Source organism: Paenibacillus spiritus, from assembly GCF_008710135.1.
GTDB lineage: Bacteria > Bacillota > Bacilli > Paenibacillales > Paenibacillaceae > Paenibacillus_AQ > Paenibacillus_AQ glufosinatiresistens.
Map to the genome: position 1 here is coordinate 1 of NZ_VYKK01000002.1, position 21,657 is coordinate 21,657.

Below are 21,657 nucleotides of genomic sequence, written 5' to 3' on the forward strand. Positions count from 1 at the left end.
GGGCTGTCTCTCAGATCATTTTATGACCCTTTTGAGACAGCCCCTTTCTTTTAGACGAGCCTTCGCTTATACGAACATCCGCGTATCGTTGTTTCTTCCGAACCGGTAGACGGCAATCAGCGAGAAGACGGCGGCGAACGCCAGCAGAATCGCCAGATTCAGCCAGAGGCTTCCGAGCGAATGTCCCTTCTGAAGCTGCTCGATGGTCGTCAGCAGCCAGCGCTGGGGCACGAAGCTGCCGATCCTGCGGATCGTATCCGGCATCACCTCGATCGGGAAGAAGCAGCCGGCGAGCAGGCAGGTCGGGGTAACAATGATATTCTGCAGCGCACCCGAGACGTTGCGGTTCTTGGAGAAAGAGACAATTGCCAAGGACAGGCCGATGGCACTGAGAGCGAACAGCATCAGCACGGCCAGCATCTGGAAGAACGGCACGCCGGAGTCGATCTTCAGCACGCCCTTCAGGAACAGCAGCGTGGCCGTCGCCTGAACCAGCAGGACCGAAATGCTGACCAGAATGTTCGCCAGCACATAATTCCGGGAGCTGACGGGCGAGGCCATGAGCCGCAGGAAGGTCCGCTCCTCCTTCTCCTTCAGCAGCAGTTCCGACATGCTGACCGCCGAGAACATCATCAGCATGATGATGAAACCAAGCGCCTGGTTCGTTATATCCTTGTAATGCGATTTATCCTTGAGCTTCGCGGCCTCAAGCCGGTAACTCTGGCTGCTGTAATCGCCATAGACGGCTTCAAAGGCGGCATCGTCTCCCTGCACCGAGCGGCCGATGGAAGCGGCGCTCGCGAGATAACTCTCCAGCATCGACTTCACGAACAAGGTAGCCTCCGCCCCCTTGACCGACATTAGCTCGATGCCCTGCGGCTCTCCGGCGCGGACGTCTGCGGAGAAGCCGGATTTCAGAACCAGCACCGCATCCAGACGGGCGGCTGCCAGATCTTTTTTCGCCGCATCCGCCGAGGTGTTCTCGGTTACCTTCACCTGCTGAAGTCCTCTCAGGAAGTTCACCGTATCCCGGGCAATTCTACCGCTTCCGTCCTGGTTGACGACACCAATTCGGACGGTCTCGCCGCTGCTGCTGTAGAGGGACATGGACAGCAGCGAAGCCGCCAGCGGAATCAGCACATAGATCATCCATTTCCGGGGATTCCGGAAAGTATTGAGGAAGCTGCGGCGAAGCAGCCATAACGTCTCTCTCATCTCACAGTTCCTCCCTTCTCTGCAGCGAACCGGCGGCTAAGAGCAGCAGCAGGAGCGCAATTCCGATATTCAGACCCATCGCCTGCACCGCTTCCGAAGCGCTGTGCTCATAGATCAAGCCGGTCAGAGCCTGATTCGCCCATCGCAGGGGCGACAGCCCGGAGACGATGTTCATCCAGCCGCCCATCTGCCCCAGCGGGAAATAGGCGCCGCCGAAGAAGGAAATGAACTGGGTCAGAATCAGCGCTACCGTCGTTCCGGTATTGTCTTTGAAGAGAAAGCTGCAGCCCAGCCCGATGCTGACGGCCAGAAGCACCTCGGTGAACAGCACTCCCAGAACCATACCGGTCCGCTGTCCCCAATCCGCGCCGAAGCCCCATTTACTGATTGCAAATACGGTCAGGACAAAGATGCAGTTAATCAGCGTATTGCCGAGCACTTTGCCGGTAAAAATCTCCGCCCGCGATACCGGCGCCGCCATCAGACGGATCGAGGTCCGGCGGGACCGCTCCCCGCTCAGCAGATTGCTGGCAGACATGCAGGCATAGAAGGCCGTCATGGTGGACATCGCCATCGCATAATAATCGAGCGAGTCCGGCTTCTTGTCCGAGGCGATCGAAGTCTCCCGGATGAAGCTTGCTTCCCCGCCGGCGCCTGCCAGAATCGCCTCTGCGCGCTCCGGCTTGTTCTTCATGACGGCGGCCGCCAGATTGTATTTATCCGCGAACACGGTCAGCATCCCCTGGGCAACGGTGGACTCGATGGAATTCTCTCCATAGAACCGGATTCCCTTGTCGCCGATTTCCGCATAGGCGCTGTACCGGCCTTCCTGTACCGCCTTTCGTGCCTGTTCAGGATCCGCGGCTGCCGTCAGCTTCACCTTCTGCTTCCGAAGCTGGTTCTCGAACTGGTCCCAGGCCTTCAACAGGCCGGGATTCTGCGCCGTTCTGCTGTAGGTCAGCGACACGGTATCCATCTCGATGCCGCTGCTGAATGCATTGCTCAGCGCCGTACCCAGAATCAGCATCAGCACGATGGGAAAAGCGAGCATAAACACAAAGGCGGTCCGGTCACGCAGGGTGGCTCTGATTTGTCTCCAGGCTATCGCTAGTATATTCATGCCTTCCTCCTAGTCCCGCAGATTGCGGCCGGTGAGCGTCAGGAACACCGTCTCCAGATTGGGCGCCTGTTCATCGACCGAGCGGATCTCCGCGCCGTCCTGGAGCAGCCGCTGCAAGATCAGATTGAGGTTGCCGATTTCGGCCCGGGAGACAATCTGGAGTACGCCGTCCGCCATTTTGACGGTCATGATGCCGGGGAGCTGCCGGTAAGGCTCCAGATTCAGCTCTTCTGCATTTCTGACGCCGATCCAGATTTCTTTGGTGTCGGTAATGATCGACTTGAGCTGATCCTTGGTGCCTTCTGCAATGATTTTGCCATGATCCAGGATGACAATGCGGGTGCAGATTTCCTCTACCTCTTCCATGTAATGACTCGTGTATATAATTGTGCAGCCCATGGCGTTCAGCTTGCGGACCGACTCCAGAATATAATTGCGCGAGTGCGGATCAATGCCGACGGTCGGTTCATCCATGATAATCAGCTTCGGCCGGTGGGCGATGGCGCAAGCAATATTCAGCCGACGTTTCATCCCGCCCGAGAAATTCTTCGGGAACTCCTTCCGCTTGTCGCCCAGACCGACGAACTCCAGCGCTTCTTCGCTCCGCTCTCTCAGCTCATTCCCCCGCAGGCCGTATAATCCGGCAAAAAACGAGACGTTCTCGTAAGCGGTCATTTCCTCGTAGATGGCGATGTCCTGCGGCACAATGCCGATGTTCAGCTTGGCGAAACGCCGATGCTTCGCCAGGTCCTTGCCCAGAACTTCAATGCTGCCCTGCGTCGCCCGCAGCAGCGAGGCGACCATATGGATGACCGTGCTTTTTCCCGCTCCATTCGCGCCCAGGAAGCCGAATATTTCGCCTTCCCGCACATTCAGGCTGAGGTTGTCGACCGCGGTCACTTCGCCGAATTTCTTCGTCAGATTCCTGATTTCCAGCACGTTCATTGCTTTCACTCCGTTCGGATGTAAGTTCACGCTCTCATTGTACAAAAAAAAGATGAACTTATATCAGTGTATAAGTTCATCTCTGTCGCATGAGATTCTTCATGCCGGGCTCATGAGAATATTCACAGCACCGCATCCTGGCCGATGGGAAGCAGCGTCGTCACCCGGAAGCCCCGGGAGCCGTCTGCGATAACCGTGCCGCCGCACCGGGCGGCGCGCTCTTCCATTCCCCGAATGCCTAGCCCCTTGGCAATCGTTCCGGCTCCCCGGCCGTTGTCGGTCACCACCGCTTTGACGAAGCGGTTGAGCACCTGTATCTCCAGATGCAGGGAAGACGCCCCGCTGTATTTCAGCGCGTTGGTTACCGCCTCGGTCGTATTTTGAGCGATCACATTCCATTGAAGGGACGTTACCATCTCCAGATCGCCGGAATGGGACAGCGTTGCCGAGATATCCTGATTGAACGACAGCTCCTCCAGCAGCAGGCGGAGCCGGTGAATGCCGATCTCTTCGGGCTGCGGCTTGTTGCTTCTCAGCGTCAGCCGAATCTGCTCCAGACCCTCGCGCGAAATGGCAATGGCATTGCCCAGCAGTTCGCCCGACTTCGCAGGATTGGACTGCAGCAGACTGCGGGCGGCCTCCATTTGAATCAGGGCTCCCGCCATGGCATGTCCGAGCTCATCGTGGATCTGCTGGGACAGCCGGTTGCGTTCCTCCAGCTTGAAGGTATACTCCGATTGGCGGAGATGCTCCCGGTTCTCATGCAGGGAACGCGTTACCCGCTCAAGATCGCGCTTCAGCCGGTCTTCCCGCTCCTCCAGCCGCATGAGGCGGAACGAGAGCGAACGCAGCCCCTGCTCCAGCAGCAGCGCCAGCGCTCCCGTCAGGAGAACGAGCGGTCTTGGGCCGGCGGGAAGCAGGAACACAGGCACGGCGGTCAGAACAACGGCACCCAGAACCGGCCGCCTGGAGGCAGCGGCCAGCTCCAGCAGGTTGAAGGGAATCAGCAGGGCAAAGAGCGGGTCCAGCCGCAGGGCGGCCATGGCCGACGCCGCAGCCGAGAAGCCCGACAGCAGGAGGCGGGCAGGCAGATACGGAATACACGGTATGGCGATATTCAGCGCCAGATAGATCAGATAAGCCAGCAACAGCCAGCTTCTTCCCGGCGTCTCCGTTCCGAAGTACGTCTCCGAGATGACATACAGCAACACCGCCGCCTTGCCGCCCATCATCCAAGGCTCCGACTCCCGGTTCAGCGCCTTATTCATCGGACAGCCGCGCCTCTCCCGTCAGGTAGTAGATGGCGATTTGGGTCCGGTGCTGCAGCCCCGTCTTGTTGAGAATCGACGTGATATAATTGGCCGTCGTCCCCTCGGAGATGAACAGCTTGCGCGAGATGCCTTTGTTGGATTGACCCATGGCGATCTGCGCCATAATCTCCAGCTCCCGCTCCGTGAACAGGCTGCGGTCAATCGGCGGCAGAGCCGAAGCGGTCATTCCTTCGCGGGCCGGCTCGAGGGCCGCCTTGATTTTATCGAGCGCTACATCCTGGAGCACATGATGTCCGTGGTAGACGCTTCTCAGCGCGTCACGAATGCGCTCCGGCTCATTGTTCTTCAACAGGTAGCCGCACGCCCCCGATTTCACCGCCTCCAGAATGAACGCATCGTCGTCGAACGTTGTCAACATCAGCGGCTTCACTTCGGTCTCCCGGGTAAGAATCCCTGCCGCCTCCACGCCGCTCATGCCGGGCATCCGCACGTCCAGGAGCGCTATATCCACTCCGCCGGGATGGTCCCGGCAGTATCGGACCGCCGCTTCCCCGTCCTCCACGGTGCCGACCACTTCAAACTCGCCGAAGCTGGACAAAATAATCTTCATCCCTTCCCGGATGAAGGAATTGTCGTCCGCGATCAGCACTCGGATCTTCATGCTTCTTCGTCCCCTCTTCAAGCTTTCTGCTCTAAGGATAAACGAGGCGAATGAATTTTCCAATAGAGGGCGGCGAATGTATGCCACCTTCATCTTCCAAAGCCGACAAACGCTGAATGAAGTATCACTCCGGCCTTTAATACCAGAAGAAGCTGACCCCGGCCGGGGTCAGCTTCTTCTTAACCGTCTGAACGGCTGTCTTCACTTCTTCTTCTTCCTGCGATTCTCCCAAACGGTGTCCAATATGAGGTCCAGAAAAAACTCCAGAATTGCTGACACGAGGATCACCTGTCCTTCGGAGGAATCATGCCCTTCACCCTCTTATACGGCATCGGGAAGCTTACGTTTCGCCTGACCGCCACACTCTGCGATTCTTGCCGGAAGATATAGAAAAACCCTTGCGCAGCAAGGGCTATACATGTTTCTGAGCAAAGCGGGTGATGGGAATCGAACCCACGCTACCAGCTTGGGAAGCTGGAGTTCTACCATTGAACTACACCCGCGGGTACTCAAGTTCAAGGCTCATTGTACCACCGGAATCCGTAAAAGGCAATGAACTACAGCGGCAGCGGCATTAGATTCCGCTGCAGAAAGGAAGCCTCGAATTCCTCGGCCGGAATCGGTCTGCTGAACAAGTAGCCCTGCGCCTCGTGGCACTGCTGCTCGTTCAGGAAGTTCATCTGTTCCTCGTTCTCCACGCCTTCGGCCGTCACCTTCAGCTTCAAATGATGCGCCATTGAGGTGATCGTGGAGACGATCGCCGCGTTGTTGCTGTCCTCCATTACCTCGGAGACGAAGGAGCGGTCGATCTTCAGACGGTCAATCGGCATGTTCTTCAGGTAATGGAGGGAGCTGTAGCCGGTTCCGAAATCGTCGATGCTGATGCCGACTCCCAGCGCCTTCAGCCGCTGGAGCTGATCGAACGCCATCTCGCGGTCAAGCGTCATGCTCTCGGTAATTTCCAGATCGACGAATTTCGGGTCCAGTTCGATCTCCTCCAGATACCTCCCGATTTTCCCCGCCAGATTGGGTTGAAGAAACTGCCGCATCGACAGGTTCACCGACACGCAGATCGGCTTGTACCCGGCCTTCTGCCATTCCTTGTTCTGCAAGCAGGCCGTCTGCAGCACCCACTCGCCGATCGGAACAATCAGGCCGCTCTCCTCTGCGACGGGAATGAACTCAACCGGCGACACCAATCCCCGCTTCGGATGATTCCAACGCAGCAGGGCCTCCATGCCAACGATCTCCTGCGTCTCCAGACGTACCTGCGGCTGGTAGAGCAGATAGAATTCGTTCCGCTCCAGAGCCCGCCGCAGATCGTTCTCCATCTTCAGCTTCTCGGAAGCTTTCATCTGCATGGAAGGCGTGAACCGGGTGCATTCCTTGCCCTGTTCCTTGGCATGGTGCACAGCCGTATCCGCGCTCTGCACCAGCTGTTCAGCGGTCTCTCCGTCTCCCGGATAGATCGCAAGTCCGACGCTCAGCGAGATATGATACTCGCCCGCATCCAGCTCCAGAGGCTTATCGAACAGCCGCCGCAGCTCCTGGGCCCGGTCGGTGCATTCGTTCAGATTGGGGCAATCCATCATCAGGAGCGCGAACTCGTCGCCTCCCATGCTGAACAGTTCTTCTCCAAGCACCAGGCTTGTTCCCAGCCGTTCGGCCACCAGCTGAAGCAGCCGGTCTCCCATCTGGTGTCCCAGAGAATCGTTGATATTCTTGAAGTGATTGATATTCAGGATAGCAAGAGCCGAGAAACCCTCGATTTCATTCTTCTGGTGCAGGCCGATCATATAACTGAGCCGTTGCAGAAGCTTGCGGCGGTTAGCGAGACCGGTCAGCTCGTCGTGGTAGACGAGATAGTTCAATTGGGCTTCGATCTCTTCCCGCTCCCGCTTCGGTTCTTCCTCATCCAGCTTCCGGAAGACACCGACAAGAATGGCGGCATAGCCGGCCATCCCCAGAAGAAGCCCCACCAGGAGATTGGGGTCCTGTTCTCCCGTAGAACGGAGCAGGAACAATTGTCCGCTTCCCAGCAGGAAGAGCGAGCGGGGCAGCATAGCCCCCAGGCTCCCGGGTTCCATGCTGTCCGAACGAAGAATGGCGAGAATTGCGGGGGCCGCCGCCAATAGGGCAAGCGTATGGAGACCAAGTTTTACCCCGTTCCCCCAGGCAACCTCCTGAACCGCCAGAAGCAGACACAGCGCAATGGCTGCGGCCGCGCCGGCCGAGGCGCGTACGAATGCCGGAACTGCTTCTTTATGTACGGCCCCCGCTTTTCTTCTGCTATAGAGGAGGAACAGCCCTCCCGTTGCCGTAAGCCGGGATACCGGCAGCAGCCAAGATCCCGCATCGGCTGAAATGACGCTCCGGTTCGGACTTCCGGACAGACTCAGCGTGTACGCAAAGTCAAGCAGGAACAGTCCGAAGAACAAGGCTGATAATCCCGTTCTCTCTCTTGTCATGCGCCGTGATACCAGCAGCCTTCCCTGTACGAACACGGCAAAGGCGAAGGCTACCGTGCACCAGCTTCCAATCTGAAGCAGGGTGAGCAACACTTCCTTATTTATATTCCGGGCCAGAGCGGAATGCATAGTCTGGATGATTGCATACAGCAGAACGCCTCCGGCCATGGCTTGAACGATCTTTCTTTTCTCCGATTTCATAAGCCCCTCACGTTCATCGTATGATGGTATAGTAGGTCCACGATCTCTAATGCCTATGTACAATATCGGACAGAGCCCCCCGAACCGTTACACCTGACTCTTAAAAATGCAAATCTGCCGCTCCTCTCCGGTTATTTACTGTGATATATATCACTGCTTAAAATTTTAAATTATGCTAAGTTACAAACAAATCATTGAGATTGATTATCAATCTCTATCGGAGGGATTATCTTGAGATCTTCTGTCTGCTCCCTGCTGCACTTGCATCCGGGTTCCGCCGGTTCCATTCATACGATCAAAGGAATGAATCCCGTGCTTCGCCGCAGGCTGGAGGATCTTGGAATTATGGAAGGCGCGCAGGTTCGGTTGAAGGGGATGGGACCTTTTCACGGGCCGGTGACTCTGGAATGCAACGGTCAGCTGTTCGCGATCCGCCGGAGAGAAGCTTCCTTAATTGAGGTGAAGGTATCATGAGTTCAATTGCTCTTGTCGGCAATCCCAATACAGGCAAAACTTCGCTCTTCAACACCCTGACTTCCTCCTACGAATACGTCGGCAACTGGTCGGGCGTCACGGTCGAGAAGAAGATCGGCAGTCTCAAGAACGGCGCCGGACAGCTCATTGACCTTCCCGGCATTTATTCGCTCCATCCGCTCTCCAAGGACGAAGGCGTGGCCGCCCGGTATTTAATGGAGGAGTCGCCGGAGGCACTGATCAATATCGTGGACGCCTCTCAGCTGGAACGCAATCTGCTGTTGACCGTTCAGCTGCTGGAATACGGCAAGCCGGCCGTTCTCGGACTGAATATGGTCGATGTGGCCGCAGCCCGGGGAATCGAGATTGATACGGGCGTCCTGCATCGCAGGCTCGGTGTTCCGGTATTTCCGCTCGTGGCGCGCACAGGCAAAGGCGCCAGCCAGGTGTTGGCGACGCTGGAGCAATCCGCTGCCATTCCCACGGTCGCCTTCCGGCTGGACTATGGCGCTCTAGTCGAACAAGCCATTGCCGCGATTGAGCAGGAGCTTCGTTCCCAGCACCGGCTGCCGAATCTCCGGTGGACCGCCCTTCAACTGTTGGAGCAGAATCAAGTGATTACTCAGCATCTGGCCCGTCAGACGGACCTTGGGAAGATCCGGGGAATCGTGGACCAGTGCCAGCGCGAGCTTCAGCGGAGCAGTCTCGCTCTTACGCTTCCCCAGTGGATTCGTTCGACCCGGATGGAGTTCATCCGCTCCGTCGTCCAGGAAGCCGTGGATCTGTCCCATGCCAAGCCGTCCAACCTGACGGAGAAGCTCGACGCGCTGCTCACGCACCGTTATCTCGGATTGCCGCTGTTCCTGGTATTCATGTATGTGCTGTTCAAAAGCACCTTCGACTGGATCGGCGCTCCCCTGTCCGATCTGGTGGACGGGTTCATCGGCGGAACGTTGAGCGGCTGGGCCGATTCCGCGCTAACCGCCGTTTCGGCTTCTTCTTTTACCCATGACCTGATTATTGACGGAATTATCGGCGGCGTCGGCGGAGTGGTCGTCTTTATCCCGCAAATGTTCATTCTCTTTCTGATTATTTCATTCATCGAGGATTCCGGGTACATGGCGCGCGTCTGCCTGCTGATGGACAGCATCATGGAACGCATGGGACTGAACGGCAAAGCGTTCATTCCGTTCATCATCGGCTTCGGCTGCAATGTTCCGGCCATTATGGCGGCCCGCAGCATCGAGCAGCCGAAGGACCGGATGCTGACGACGCTTCTGCTTCCGCTGATGTCCTGCTCGGCGCGCCTGCCGGTCTATGTTCTGTTCGCTGCCGTGTTCTTCCCGGAACGCCAAGCGGCCGCCATCTTTGCCATGTACGGTCTGGGCATCGCGCTGGCATTGCTGCTCTGCAAGCTGTTCTCCAAGCTCCTGTTCCAGAATGAGAGCTCGGTATTCGTTATCGAGCTTCCTCCTTACCGGCTTCCGCAGGCCAAGACGCTGTCGCGCAGCACTTGGGACAAGGGAAAAGGCTTCCTGAAGAAAGCCGGAACAATCATCCTGGCCGGTTCGGTTCTGATCTGGGTCATGTCCTACACCGGGCCTGGCGGTCTGAATACAGATATGGATCACAGCTATCTGGCCAAATTCGGAGGCTGGATTGCCCCGCTGCTTCAGCCGCTTGGCTTCGGCACTTGGCAGGCAGGTTCCACGCTCGTTCCCGGCTTCCTCGCCAAGGAAGTGGTCGTATCGACCATGAGCATTATTTATCACACGGCGGATGATGCCGGCCTTCAAGGACAGCTTGCCCAGATCTTCACTCCGCTCAGCGCCGTCAGCTTCATGGCATTCATCCTGCTCTATGTTCCTTGTCTGGCCACCGTCGGCGTAATCAAGAAGGAGACCGCCTCCTGGAAGTGGACCTTCTTCGCTATGGGGTATTCGCTGATTCTGGCCTATCTGGTGTCGCTGGTCATTTATCAAGGGGGCCGGCTGCTGGGCTGGGTCTAGTCTTCGGGGCCGCCTGAGGTCTCTCTCTACAGAAAGCGAGGCAACCGCATGTTCGTGAATCTATTGATTGTTGCAGCTATCTTCGGCTATACAGCCTGGGTACTCTACCGCCATATTCAGAAGAGCAAGAAGGGAGCCTGTGCCGGCTGCGACAAGAGCAAGACTTGTCCTGCCGCCTCTTCATCCTCCCTCTCCTGCTGCGGACCGTCCGGATCCGGGCCTGCACCGGGAAGTCCTTACGGACGCGAGGCGTAGCTTCCGATGTTTGAATTCTCCGGGACAAGGTTATGTAAAGGATAAGCAACGAGCCTATCATTCCAAGGAGGAATTCATCATGAACACGAGAAAAACGCTTCTGACGACCGCCGCCCTGGGAGCGGCCTACCTGCTGAAGAACAAGGATGCCCGCAGCAAAGTAATGGGCGGCTTCCAGTCTTTTATGGATCAGGTTAAATCGAAACGCAGCAACGTTTGACACCAGATGCAAAAGAAACCGGAGCTCCTCTCGGAGTCTCCGGTTTCTTCATGTCAGGCTTAGCCATGCGCTACTGGATCAGCGGCAGCGAAATGACAAAGCTCGTTCCTTCATTCAATTGGCTGGTAACTGAAATCGTTCCCCCGTGATTCTTGACAATCCGCTCGCTTACCGATAATCCCAGTCCCGTTCCGGTATCCTTGGTCGTGAAGAAGGGATTGAACAGACGGTCCATCGTGCAGCTGTCCATCCCCTTGCCATTGTCCGAAACAAAGATGCGGACACTGGTTCCATCGCGGCGCGCTCCCAGCTCGATTCGTCCGCCAGTATGGCTTTCCTTATCTGAAACCGCTTCCATTGCATTTCTAATCATATTGAGAAGAACCTGCTTCATTTGTTTCACATCAACGGATACAGTCAGATCGGCATGGGGCGCGTGGAGGTTGATTTGGCAGCCGGTCATCAGGGCTTCGCTTTCGGTTAACAGCACGACTTCTTTCAACAGCGCCGACACCGGAATGATGGCTACCTGGGGAGGAGTAGGTTTGGAGGAACTCAGGAATTCATGGATAATATCGTTGGCCCGATCAATCTCGGACAGAATAATCTTGGCATACTCTTCTTTGCCCAATCCTTGAAGGTGGGGACGGAGCAGTTGAATAAACCCTCTGATCGCCGTCAGCGGATTTCGGATTTCATGGGCTATGGACGCAGACAGCTTGCCCAGCATAGCCAGGTTGTCATTCTGATAGGCCGTCTGTTCGATCTGCTTATAATCGGAGATTTCCTTAGCCACAAACAAATAGTATCCGTTCATCTTCTCGCCGTACGAAGCCGTGACTTTCCAGTAGCGGCCGTACTCGTCCATAAATTCATGCGAAGTTTTCCCTTTGTAGACCGTCTCACGGTAGAGTCGAAGAAGCTGCTTCTTCTTATAGCGGCTGAACGAGGTGTGATTCAACATCTGCACACAGGAATACCCGGTCAAGTCGTAGCGCTGCATTTCGAGCATACCGTACATCTGCGCATTCATAAATGCAAGGGTGCCTTCCTCATCAAACAACATAACGCCGCTGTCTATTTGCTCCAGAATATTCTTGTATATACTGTTCATGGACCCGAATTGGAACATTCGAAGCGATGTTAGCTGACTCTCCTGAATTTCGTGAAACACGATGCAAGTTCCCCCTTCAACTGAATTTGACGAAGCAGGACTACTGATCAGTAAGCAGTTCAGCCGCATCAAACGATGTTGTTCCCTTGAGACCGTTAAGCATATGATGAAGCCGGGATAAACGCCGCACAGGATTTATTTTATCCAACCCTTCCAACTATATTCCAATCATATCCAATCAAATCGAATTTCGCAACCGGAGAAACTGTCGAATGACACATCCGCTTATAAAATGATTCTTTAGTTCGATTTCAGACAGGAGGGTTCTCCCTCCTTTGTCGGGTTATGCTTCCCTAACAAATAAGGCCTCCGCACTTGCTGCGGAGACCTGAAATTATATCGGAAGAGGCTTGACGGCCCGGGTCAGGCTTTCTGCTGGAGACGGAGCTTCCGCTGGCTCATAACGGCCAGTCTCTTCTTAAGCTCGCGCTCCCATTTGGCATCCTCCAGCTGCTTGGCAACGCCCAGCAGATCCAGCGCCATATCGATCTGGTTCTGAATAATGGCCAGAGCATCCTCGCTCTCCATGTTCACCACATTCTCGAAGATCGATTCCTCATCTTCCATGACATAGTCCTGGAAGTCGACGTCGGTAACGCCGTCGCCATGCGCATATTCAGCCAGAATCTCATATTCGTTCTCCACCTTGTAATGAACCTCCACCCGGTGGCAGACCGGGCAAAAAAGCAGGGGAACATTATGGACATGCGTACGATAATGCTTCAGCGTCCCTTTGGTACCTACCATACTCGCTCCACAGCAATAACTCATGCTTGTTCACCCTCCTTGGTCAAATTCGATGGTTTCGTATTAGTGTATTATGCCCGTTAGTCAGAGATTCCTGATGGCTTGTAAGGATTATATCAACCGCCCTGCCCAATTTCAAACGAAAAGAGGATCTTCCGGATACAAAAAGCCTCCTTCCGTCTTGCCGGCTGTGAAGGAGGCTGGAAATGCAAGAAATAGATACGGATTCGGCCCGTCAGAGCGGCCGTTCAGAGCAGGGCGTCTCCCGGCCGCCAGTCCATGGGACACAGCCCGCCGGCTTGGAGAGCCTGGAGCACACGGAGCGTCTCTTCTACGCTTCGGCCGACATCATTATGATGAACCAGTTCATATTTCAGAATGCCGTCCGGATCAATGATATACAATCCCCGCAGGGCCACCCCTTCTTCTTCCAGAAGAATATTGTAGTCAGATACCGTCTTCTTCGTAATGTCAGAAGCAAGCGGGAAGCGGATCGGCCCGAGGCCGCCGCGCTCTTCCGGCGTCTGTATCCACGCCCGGTGACAATGAACCGAGTCCACGCTGACGGCCAGAAGCTCGGTGTCCAAATCGGAGAATTGCCCGGCCGCTTCGCTCAGCGCCCGGATTTCGGTCGGACATACATAGGTGAAATCGAGCGGATAAAAGAACAGCACCAGCCACTTCTCCCGGTAATCGGAGAGGCTGACCCATTTGAACTCCCTGCCGTCGCCCGAAACGGTCTCCAGCTTGAAATCCGGTGCCGGTCTGCCTACCATGCGTTCAGCCATTGCAAGTAATCCTCCTTCAATTTAGCGAGAAAGAGAGTACTCCTCCCATAGCTGAACAAATCGTATCACTCGGGAAAATCAAAGTCAATGCCGCGCCTTGCGGACCGCTTCGGCAATCAGATCGCCCATGGCGGCCGTCGAGATCGCCCGGCTCTTGTACACCGCAATATCGCTGGTCCGGTGTCCGGCGTTCAGCACTTCCGCTACCGCCGACTCAATCGCCGCTGCGGCTCCTTCATATCCGAAGGTCAAGCGGAACATCAAGGCCAGCGAGAGGATGGTTGCAATCGGATTCGCCAGCCCCTGACCGGCAATATCCGGCGCGGAGCCGTGAACCGGCTCGTACAGCCCGTAGCTGCCTTCGCCGAGCGAAGCCGAAGCCAGCATGCCGATTGATCCGGTCAGCATCGCCGCTTCATCGCTGAGAATGTCGCCGAACATATTCTCCGTTACGATGACATCGAAGCTCGATGGGCGGCGCAGAAGCTGCATGGCGCAGTTATCGACCAGCACATGCTCCAGCTCCACCTGCGGGTAATCCGCCGCCACCCGGTTGACAACTTCGCGCCACAGGCGGGAGGTCTCCAGCACATTGGCTTTATCCACGGAAGCCAGCTTGTTCCGGCGCTTGCCGGCGATCTCGAACGCCTGCCGGACAATGCGCTCCACTTCGGTCACGTTGTAGACGCAGGTATCGACCGCTTCCTCGCCCTGCTCGCCCTGCCGGCGAAGCTTCTCGCCGAAGTAGATGCCGCCGGTCAGTTCACGCACGACCATGAGGTCCGTTCCTTCCAGCACTTCGGGCTTCAGTGTGGAAGCGTCCTTCAAGCAGTCAAAGACAACGGCAGGACGCAGGTTGGAGAACAGCCCGAGCGCCTTGCGGATGCCGAGCAGGCCCGTCTCCGGCCGCAATTCCTTCGGATTGCTGTCCCACTTCGGGCCGCCGACGGCGCCCAGCAGCACCGCGTCGGCGCTGCGGCAGACCGCAAGCGTATCCTCCGGCAGCGGCGTTCCCCGCTCGTCAATCGCGATGCCGCCGAACAAGGCATGCTCGGTCTCGAACCGGTAGCCGAACACCTCCTCGGTTACCTTTAAGATTTTCTCCGCTTCGGCCACTACTTCCGGTCCGATTCCGTCTCCGGCTATCACTGCAATCTTCTTCACTTCGCTCATTTTGTCGTCACTCCTCAGGGGGGATCCCGCCACCTCGGCGGCCTATTCATCTTCTATTGTTGTATCATACCTTCACCCATACGACAAAGATATAGAATCTATCAAGTTAATAGGGATAGCCTATAAGGTAGCTTCCTGGAACAATAAAGTCAGCCAACTAGCCATTCCATTTTTTATTTATTGAAGCAACGCTTTCAAAGATTCAAACCATCTGTAAAATAACGTCGAATTTGATCGATCCAGGGTTAAAAACGTCACTTCATTTCTCTCGGTAAAACCTGATAATAGAAGAGCAGGGATTTTTATTACATTACAGGGGGATTTGGTATGTGGACAGCTCTTGCAGTCATCGGATTTGTCGGGACGGTCGTCTTTTTAATCCTAGGTCTCGTCTCCGTGATTCGTAAGCATGGAACGGCAAAAAGAAACTTTATTATTGCGGCCGCCGCTTTTGTCATTATGATCATCGGCGCCGCCAGTACCGATACGAAAGACACGGAAGCCGCTGGTACTCCAAGCGCCGCTCCGGCGGCAACCGCTGCTGAAACGGCCGCCCCGTCTCCGGCAGTCTCCCAGCCGACAGAAGATGAGAAGGCCCAGGCAGAACTCGTAAAAAAAGAGGAAGCGGATAAGAAAGCTAAGGAAATCGAGGAAGCCAGAATCGCAGCCGAGCAGCAACAAAAGGAGGCGGAGGAAGCGCAGGCGACAGCAGAGAAATCGAAATTTGCGGATTATATGTTAACCATCGTGCCTTCGATTACCGATGATATGGCTGAACTGGATGTACAAACCTACCAATATATCTTTGATCACTCCGACTTGTTCCCGGCCGTAACTCCAGAAGCCAAACAGGCTGCGCAGACCTCTGCCGATCCTAACGTAACCTCCAAGCACCTCCAGAAAAACATTACACCTTACCTCGGAAAAATGATTTCCATAACCGGAGATGTCATCAGCATCGAGGAAACGGAGACGGACATCGGAACAGTAGCTTATGTCCACATTGTAGACGACAATTTCAACTCGATTACAGGCATTTATGCCGGATCGACCGGCGATATTCTGGAAGATGATCTCGTCCGGCTTCGCGGCGTGCCGACTGCCTCCTATTCCTTCGATAATGTGAGCGGCGGAACGACCAACGCTACTCTGCTTACAATCTCAACCATCCAGAAAATTCAATAGAAACCCGGAACCTCTGTCAGCCTCGCGGCCGGCAGAGGTTTTTTCTTTGCCCAGAATTCTGGACAAAGCTTCAGATTGCGCTCTTATTTGCTATTGAATCTTAAGTCCTTTACAATTATTAAGTAAGCGTTTCAATGGAACAAGCATCTCATTATGAAGCGGGAGAGTGATCCAATCGTGCAGTATGCCAAGCTGGGGAAATCGGGGATGAACGTCAGCCGTCTGTGTCTGGGCACGATGAATTTCGGTCCGATTACGGACGAGAAGGAAGCTTTTCGCATTATGGATACCGCTCTGGATGCGGGCATCAACTTTTTTGATACCGCCAATGTGTACGGCTGGGGCGAGAACAGCGGCCTGACGGAGAGCATTATCGGACGCTGGTTCCAGCAGGGCGGAGGCCGCCGGGAGCGGGTCGTGCTGGCGACGAAAGTCTACGGCCAAATGAATGACAAGCTGGATGGACCGAATGACGAGCAAGGACTGTCCTCCTATATCATCCGCCGCCATCTCGACGCTTCCCTGAAGCGGCTGCAGACGGACCACATCGAGCTGTACCAGATGCACCACGTGGATCGCGGCGTGTCCTGGAACGAGCTGTGGGGAGCGTTCGAGCTTGCGGTCAGCCAGGGGAAAATCGGCTACGTCGGCTCCAGCAATTTTGCCGGCTGGGATATTGCGGTCGCTCAAGGCGAAGCGAAAGCCCGCGGCTTCTTCGGGCTGGTCTCGGAACAGCACAAATACAGCCTTACCTGCCGCTTGCCGGAGCTTGAGGTGCTTCCGGCGGCCCAGAGCCTGGGCCTCGGCGTTATCCCGTGGAGCCCGCTGGACGGCGGTCTGCTCGGCCGCAATGCGCTGCTGAAGATCAAAGGCAGCCGCAGCGGCGGCGACACCGACCGGATTGAGCAGCACAAGGCGCAGCTCGAGCAGTTCGCCTCGCTCTGCCAGGAACTCGGCGAGCCGCAGGATACGGTGGCCTTGGCCTGGCTGCTGGCCAACCCGGCCGTTACCGCGCCAATCATCGGGCCGCGGACGCTGGAGCAGTTCGAGAGCTCGCTTCGCGCGCTCGAAGTGACGCTGGACGGGCCGACGCTGCAGCGACTGGACGAGATCTTCCCGGGGCCCGGCGGAGCCGCCCCCAAAGCCTACGCCTGGTAAAGACGCCCGGCGCGCCGGGCGCGACTCTGTCTTGCCCCGGCCGGCGGAGCCTCCGCCCGGCAGATCCGCAGAACGCACGAAGACCTTCCGGCCTGCCCGCATTATCGGGCAGACCGGAAGGTCTTTTTTTGGGGGGAGAGGAACTAAAAGGTTGGAGCCCTCTTATTCCACATTCGCCTCTACATCGCCGTTGGTGGTCGAGAGCTGAACCGTATGGCTGCCTCCGCCCAGCTTCACATCGCCGCTCGTACTGTCATTGTCCTTCTTGTTCCAGTCTGCGTTGCCCTCCAGCGAGCCGCTTGAAGTATCCGCCTTGATCAGAGCATCCGTCTCCTGCGGCACAGTGAGATGAATGCTGCCGTTGCTCGTCTCGCAGTCCCAGTCGCCGCCAATCGCGGAATCAATGACGATCTTGCCGTTGCTGCTGCTGGCCGACACTTCTCCCCCAAGCTGTTCCAGGGTAATGGAGCCGTTCGAGCTCGAAGCCTCGACCCCGCCGTCAATCCGCCGCAGCACAAGCGAACCGTTGCTTGTATCGGCATGGACCTTGCCTCTGACGTCCTGAATGACGACTTTGCCGTTGCTGGTGTCGGCGTTCAGCCCATTCTCCATGCCGGTCACATCCAGGGTTCCGTCGCTTGTGCTCAGGGTCGCGGCAAGCCGCGACGGAAGCGTCACATTGAGGTACGGTCCCTTACTGAATCCGAAGATCAGCGTTGACCACTTGGACGGCGCCTTCTGCTCCAGAATCAGGGTGTCTCCTTCCTCGCGGACGCTCCAATTCTTGCTCAGCGCCGCGTCGCTCTCGCTCTGGCTGGTTCCCGGCGAGCGCAGCTTGCCCTCATAGGTTACTGTCTCGTTCTCCGTTCCGGTGAGACGGATTTTGCCCGTGGTGATCGAAATGCGGACCTGCCGGATCTGCCCCCCGATCTCTTTCTCGCCCTGTACTTGACTCAAATATTTCTTCCCGAACCATTCCTTCAGCGTACCGTCTCCCAGTACGGAAGGCACCGCGCTGCCGAGCCCGATCGCAATGATCAGCACGATCGCCCAACCGTTCGTTCGGCCGCCGCCAGTGCGGAACAGCAGCCGGAACAGCGTCTCCAGTCCCAGCGCAATCAACAGGGCCGGCCATACATATCCCAGCGCCTGGTCATCAAGCGTTCCCAGCTGGATCAGCACCAACAACACGCCGAGTGCGATGCATCCCATCGCAGCCGTCAGACTGCCCGTTCTCCATTTCCCCATAATTCCACTCCCGTCTCTGTTACGCCAAGCCTTGCTCTTAGAAGCGAGCGTTCTTCCGCAGCATGTAGAATCCGTACCCAATCAGTCCCGATGCCAGCAAAATGGTTCCGATATTGATATCCGTCAGGAATTCCCACAGTCCCGGGAACACCGTAATGATCAGCAGCATGGTCCCGGCCAGGATGCAGCCTCCGCCTACCCAGACCGGGCTGATCGGGTCCTGCGGGTAATCGGGCATCCCGGGCGGATTCAGTCCCCAGGGACCGGCATACGGATCCGGCTGGTAGAAAGGGTCCTGCTGCTGATAAAACATCGTCCGCTCGCGTTCCTTGAACATCAGCTTGTTCCAGGTAGCCTTCTGAAGCGCGTCGAACAGCTGGTAGAACCAGAGCGCGGCCAGCGCAAAGGAGAAGACGCTCGGCATCGACGGAATGAAGATAATGCAGAGAAAGGCTCCGACCATGAACTGCATGCCTAATTTTTTGAATCCGAGGTACAGATGGCCCACACCCGGCACCATGGCCAGCATAAAGGTGAGCCAGCGTCTTTTTTTTAACAACATTGCCCATTCCTCCCGAATGATTGTTCCTGCTTCAGCTCGATCTATCGTGTTCCGGCATCTCCGAACAATTGAACGACCGAGTCCGACATCTGCCCGCTGAACGTGGTCAAGCCGTACCCGAGCTGTTCGAACACCCCGAATTGCATCAATGTAAAAGCGAGACAAGCTGCCAGCGCGTAATGCAGCCATGAAGCCCGGCGAATGCTTCGTTTGGGGACAGCCGGCGTTTCTTCGGCCCGCGAATGACGTTCTGTCTTCAGCCTGCCGATCTCTTCCAGCACGCCTGCGACCAAATCGGGCACAGCGCCCGGCTCGAACGCGTCCGGCCGGTTCTCCAGTCCGGTCCACAGCTCACGCATTTCTCGCGCTTCATCCAGCCAATCGGCGCACTCCGGACAGCTCTCCAGGTGGTGACGAAGTTCCTGCTCCTGAGCCGGAGACAGAAGACCGTCCAAATAGAAGGGGATTGCTTCCATCACGTCCCAACATTTCATTGCCATCTCTCCCCGTTTCTTCGCATGATCTGTCTGGCGCGGTACAGCTGGGATTCTACGGTCTTGACCGAGACGCCCTTGGCGTCCGCAATCTCCTGATAGGACTGACGATTGAAGTAGTACAGCTGCACGACCGACCGGTACGGTTCGGCTAAGCTGTTCACCTGTTGGCCGAGTTCTTCCGAAGCTTCCCGGCGTATGGCGGCAAGCTCCGGCGTCTGCGAGGTGACATAGTCGCTCTCCTGAATCTCCGAGGAGGACCGGTGCTTCCATTCCCTGTCATTGGCGCGTTTGTAATCCAGACAGGTCCGGTATGCAATCCGGTATAACCAGGTTGAGAAGGTTGACTGTCCCCGGAAGGAGGGGAGCGCCTTGTAGGCTTTAATGAACACTTCCTGGGCCATGTCCTTGGCCGACTCCGCTTCGCCTGTAATCTTCACGCAGACCCGGTACACCATTCCCTGGTAACGCGCCACCAGGTGACCGAAGGCCTGCGTGTCTCCTTCCAGAACCGCGGTGATCCACTGTGCCTCTTCCAGCTTACTCCCCTCCTTCTCTCTATATCGTTGGACGCCGTTTCCGGGAGGAACCCTGCACTTTATTGAAAATTCGGACCCGTTCCTGCCGGACATTGGGCCGGGGGTCAAGCCGTTCAACAGACAACGGCTGTCTCCCCTTGCGGAAAGACAGCCGTTGTCTGTTGAACCGGGCGAAATAACGCTATACAGTCGGGGCGCACCGTCTTCAGGACTGTGCGCGTTCCCGTTCTGTATAGGTCTTTCGCTTCTCGATCAGCTTGTTCAGCGCATCCAGGTAAGCGCGGGCGCTGGCTTCCAGAATATCGACGCTGAGCCCGCGGCCCTGGGCCGCTATTGGTCCCTGCGAGAGCACGACATGCACTTCGCCCTGGGCATCCTTGCCGTGACTGACCGACTTGATGGAGTAATCATCGAGGTTGACAGCTTCCCCGGTTGCTCCGTCGATGGCATTGTAAATGGCATCGACCGAACCGTTCCCTTCGGCGGAGACGGTAACCGGCTCTTCCTGCGGGCCCTCCAGAACAACCTTCGCCGTCGGCGTCGCTTCGTTGCCGTAAGTGACATAGATCGTCTTCAGGCGGAAGACCTCCGGCGTGTCGATCAGCCGGTCTTCCAGGAGCGCCAAAATATCCTCGTCGGACACTTCCTTCTTCTTATCGGCCAAGTCCTTGAAGCGGGCGAACGCCGCATTCAGTTCCTCTTCCGCAAGCGTGTAGCCGAGATCCTCCAGCTTGTCGCGGAAAGCGTGGCGTCCGGAATGCTTGCCGAGCACGAGCTTGCTCTCCTTGAGTCCGATCGTCTCCGGCGTCATAATCTCATAGGTCGATTTCTCCTTGAGCATGCCGTCCTGATGGATGCCCGACTCATGGGCAAAAGCATTCGCGCCGACGATGGCCTTGTTGCCCGGGACAGCCATCCCGGTCAGCTTGCTGACCAGCCGGCTCGTGCGGGAAATCTCCGACAGCTTCAGGGAGGTCTTCGCCTCGAACAAAAGACTCCGCGTCTCCAGCGCCATCGCTACTTCTTCGATCGCCGTGTTGCCCGCCCGTTCGCCGATGCCGTTGATCGTTCCTTCGATCTGATCGGCGCCGTTCTGGATGGCGGCCAGCGTGTTGGCTGTCGCCATGCCCAGGTCGTTATGACAATGGGCGCTGAGCTGCACCTTCTCAATACCGGGCACCTGTTCCTTCAAATACTTGAAGATAGCGCCGTACTCGGAAGGGTACAGATACCCGACCGTGTCGGGGATATTCACTACATTGGCGCCTTCGCGCACCGCCATGCTGACGACCTCTGCCATGAAGTCAAGCTCGGTGCGCCCGGCGTCCTCCAGGGAGAACTCCAGCTTCCCGAAATACTTCTTGGCGTAGCGGATCGCCGCCTGCGCAGTCTCCAGCACCTGCGCCTTCTCCATCCGCAGCTTATGCTGCCGATGGATCGGCGAAGTGGCCAGGAACAGGTGGATGCACGGGTCCTGCGCACCTTTCAGCGCTTCCCGGACGGCATCGATATCGCTCTCCCGGGAACGGGACAGCCCGATAACCGTCACATTCTTGACAGCCCGGGCCACCGCGTTGACTGCGGCGAGATCGCCCGGGGAGGCGGCGGGAAAGCCCGCCTCCATCCGGTCTACTCCCAGCTTCTCCAGCTGATAAGCGATTTCGAGCTTCTCGCGTGTATTCAGGTTGACTCCGGGCGACTGCTCTCCGTCGCGCAGCGTCGTGTCAAACACATAGATCTTCCGCATGGC

The 21,657-nt window shown here is 56.7% G+C and carries 21 protein-coding genes and 1 tRNA gene; 6 read left to right on the forward strand and 16 right to left on the reverse strand.

What is annotated here, in order from left to right; translation table 11 throughout:
• Positions 1 to 66: 66 nt before the first annotated feature.
• The 7 genes from F4V43_RS00780 to F4V43_RS00810 all read right to left on the reverse strand — a co-directional run bounded on the left by F4V43_RS00780 (position 67) and on the right by F4V43_RS00810 (position 7,881).
• Positions 67 to 1,215, reverse strand: coding sequence for an ABC transporter permease (locus tag F4V43_RS00780; RefSeq protein ID WP_150456327.1), 1,149 nt, complete (start codon positions 1,213 to 1,215; stop codon positions 67 to 69).
• 1 nt (position 1,216) lies between these two features.
• On the reverse strand, positions 1,217 to 2,335 hold the full coding sequence (locus tag F4V43_RS00785) for an ABC transporter permease (protein WP_150456328.1): 1,119 nt from the start codon (positions 2,333 to 2,335) through the stop codon (positions 1,217 to 1,219).
• Between the two features lie 9 nt (positions 2,336 to 2,344).
• On the reverse strand, positions 2,345 to 3,280 hold the full coding sequence (locus tag F4V43_RS00790) for an ABC transporter ATP-binding protein (protein ID WP_150456329.1): 936 nt from the start codon (positions 3,278 to 3,280) through the stop codon (positions 2,345 to 2,347).
• 122 nt (positions 3,281 to 3,402) lie between these two features.
• A complete protein-coding gene (locus tag F4V43_RS00795; RefSeq protein WP_150456330.1) occupies positions 3,403 to 4,548 on the reverse strand; it encodes a sensor histidine kinase in 1,146 nt (381 codons plus the stop codon).
• Positions 4,541 to 5,212 (reverse strand): response regulator transcription factor, encoded by a 672-nt coding sequence (locus tag F4V43_RS00800; protein WP_150456331.1) that lies wholly within the window; start codon positions 5,210 to 5,212, stop codon positions 4,541 to 4,543. The genes F4V43_RS00795 and F4V43_RS00800 overlap by 8 nt, the downstream gene beginning before the upstream one ends.
• Positions 5,213 to 5,644: 432 nt before the next feature.
• A tRNA-Gly gene (locus tag F4V43_RS00805) sits at positions 5,645 to 5,715 on the reverse strand.
• A 54-nt stretch (positions 5,716 to 5,769) separates the two neighbouring features.
• Positions 5,770 to 7,881 (reverse strand): putative bifunctional diguanylate cyclase/phosphodiesterase, encoded by a 2,112-nt coding sequence (locus tag F4V43_RS00810; protein WP_150456332.1) that lies wholly within the window; start codon positions 7,879 to 7,881, stop codon positions 5,770 to 5,772.
• Positions 7,882 to 8,112: 231 nt separating this feature from the next.
• Between F4V43_RS00810 and F4V43_RS00815 the strand changes: the two genes are divergently transcribed.
• From F4V43_RS00815 to F4V43_RS19545, 4 genes are all read left to right on the forward strand, one after another.
• Positions 8,113 to 8,355, forward strand: coding sequence for a ferrous iron transport protein A (locus F4V43_RS00815; protein WP_191089417.1), 243 nt, complete (start codon positions 8,113 to 8,115; stop codon positions 8,353 to 8,355).
• Complete coding sequence (feoB, locus tag F4V43_RS00820) at positions 8,352 to 10,364, forward strand: ferrous iron transport protein B (protein ID WP_150456333.1); 2,013 nt, start codon at positions 8,352 to 8,354, stop codon at positions 10,362 to 10,364. Before F4V43_RS00815 ends, feoB begins: the two co-directional genes overlap by 4 nt.
• Before the next feature lie 48 nt (positions 10,365 to 10,412).
• The gene (locus F4V43_RS00825) at positions 10,413 to 10,619 is read left to right on the forward strand and encodes a FeoB-associated Cys-rich membrane protein (RefSeq protein WP_150456334.1); all 207 of its coding nucleotides are present in this window, start codon (positions 10,413 to 10,415) and stop codon (positions 10,617 to 10,619) included.
• Between the two features lie 79 nt (positions 10,620 to 10,698).
• Positions 10,699 to 10,839: a hypothetical protein gene (locus F4V43_RS19545; RefSeq protein WP_191089418.1), complete on the forward strand. Its 141-nt coding sequence runs from the start codon at positions 10,699 to 10,701 to the stop codon at positions 10,837 to 10,839.
• A 70-nt stretch (positions 10,840 to 10,909) separates the two neighbouring features.
• Here the strand turns inward: F4V43_RS19545 and F4V43_RS00830 are convergent, their stop codons facing one another.
• The 4 genes from F4V43_RS00830 to leuB all read right to left on the reverse strand — a co-directional run bounded on the left by F4V43_RS00830 (position 10,910) and on the right by leuB (position 14,721).
• Positions 10,910 to 12,013 carry an ATP-binding protein gene (locus F4V43_RS00830; RefSeq protein ID WP_408638319.1) on the reverse strand — a complete coding sequence of 368 codons (1,104 nt, stop codon included), beginning with the start codon at positions 12,011 to 12,013 and terminating at the stop codon, positions 10,910 to 10,912.
• 363 nt (positions 12,014 to 12,376) lie between these two features.
• Entirely contained in the window at positions 12,377 to 12,784 is a 408-nt protein-coding gene (locus tag F4V43_RS00835) for a hypothetical protein (RefSeq protein WP_150456335.1), read from the reverse strand.
• A gap of 224 nt (positions 12,785 to 13,008) precedes the next feature.
• A complete protein-coding gene (locus tag F4V43_RS00840) occupies positions 13,009 to 13,548 on the reverse strand; it encodes a peroxiredoxin (RefSeq protein ID WP_150456336.1) in 540 nt (179 codons plus the stop codon).
• 84 nt (positions 13,549 to 13,632) lie between these two features.
• A complete protein-coding gene (gene leuB, locus F4V43_RS00845; RefSeq protein WP_150456337.1) occupies positions 13,633 to 14,721 on the reverse strand; it encodes a 3-isopropylmalate dehydrogenase in 1,089 nt (362 codons plus the stop codon).
• 327 nt (positions 14,722 to 15,048) lie between these two features.
• Here leuB and F4V43_RS00850 point away from each other — a divergent pair, with 327 nt between their 5' ends.
• Together F4V43_RS00850 and F4V43_RS00855 are read left to right on the forward strand one after the other, a co-directional pair.
• The gene (locus F4V43_RS00850; protein ID WP_150456338.1) at positions 15,049 to 15,906 is read left to right on the forward strand and encodes a hypothetical protein; all 858 of its coding nucleotides are present in this window, start codon (positions 15,049 to 15,051) and stop codon (positions 15,904 to 15,906) included.
• 177 nt (positions 15,907 to 16,083) lie between these two features.
• Positions 16,084 to 17,064: an aldo/keto reductase gene (locus F4V43_RS00855; RefSeq protein ID WP_150456402.1), complete on the forward strand. Its 981-nt coding sequence runs from the start codon at positions 16,084 to 16,086 to the stop codon at positions 17,062 to 17,064.
• 162 nt (positions 17,065 to 17,226) lie between these two features.
• On the opposite strand, the gene F4V43_RS00860 is transcribed toward F4V43_RS00855, so the two are convergent.
• From F4V43_RS00860 to F4V43_RS00880, 5 genes are all read right to left on the reverse strand, one after another.
• A complete protein-coding gene (locus F4V43_RS00860; protein ID WP_150456339.1) occupies positions 17,227 to 18,312 on the reverse strand; it encodes a DUF4097 family beta strand repeat-containing protein in 1,086 nt (361 codons plus the stop codon).
• 37 nt (positions 18,313 to 18,349) lie between these two features.
• Positions 18,350 to 18,874: a hypothetical protein gene (locus F4V43_RS00865; protein ID WP_150456340.1), complete on the reverse strand. Its 525-nt coding sequence runs from the start codon at positions 18,872 to 18,874 to the stop codon at positions 18,350 to 18,352.
• 41 nt (positions 18,875 to 18,915) lie between these two features.
• The gene (locus tag F4V43_RS00870; protein WP_191089419.1) at positions 18,916 to 19,368 is read right to left on the reverse strand and encodes a zf-HC2 domain-containing protein; all 453 of its coding nucleotides are present in this window, start codon (positions 19,366 to 19,368) and stop codon (positions 18,916 to 18,918) included.
• Positions 19,365 to 20,000: an RNA polymerase sigma factor gene (locus F4V43_RS00875; RefSeq protein WP_223879735.1), complete on the reverse strand. Its 636-nt coding sequence runs from the start codon at positions 19,998 to 20,000 to the stop codon at positions 19,365 to 19,367. Before F4V43_RS00875 ends, F4V43_RS00870 begins: the two co-directional genes overlap by 4 nt.
• 112 nt (positions 20,001 to 20,112) lie before the next feature.
• On the reverse strand, positions 20,113 to 21,654 hold the full coding sequence (locus F4V43_RS00880) for a 2-isopropylmalate synthase (protein WP_150456343.1): 1,542 nt from the start codon (positions 21,652 to 21,654) through the stop codon (positions 20,113 to 20,115).
• Between the last annotated feature and the right edge of the window lie 3 nt (positions 21,655 to 21,657).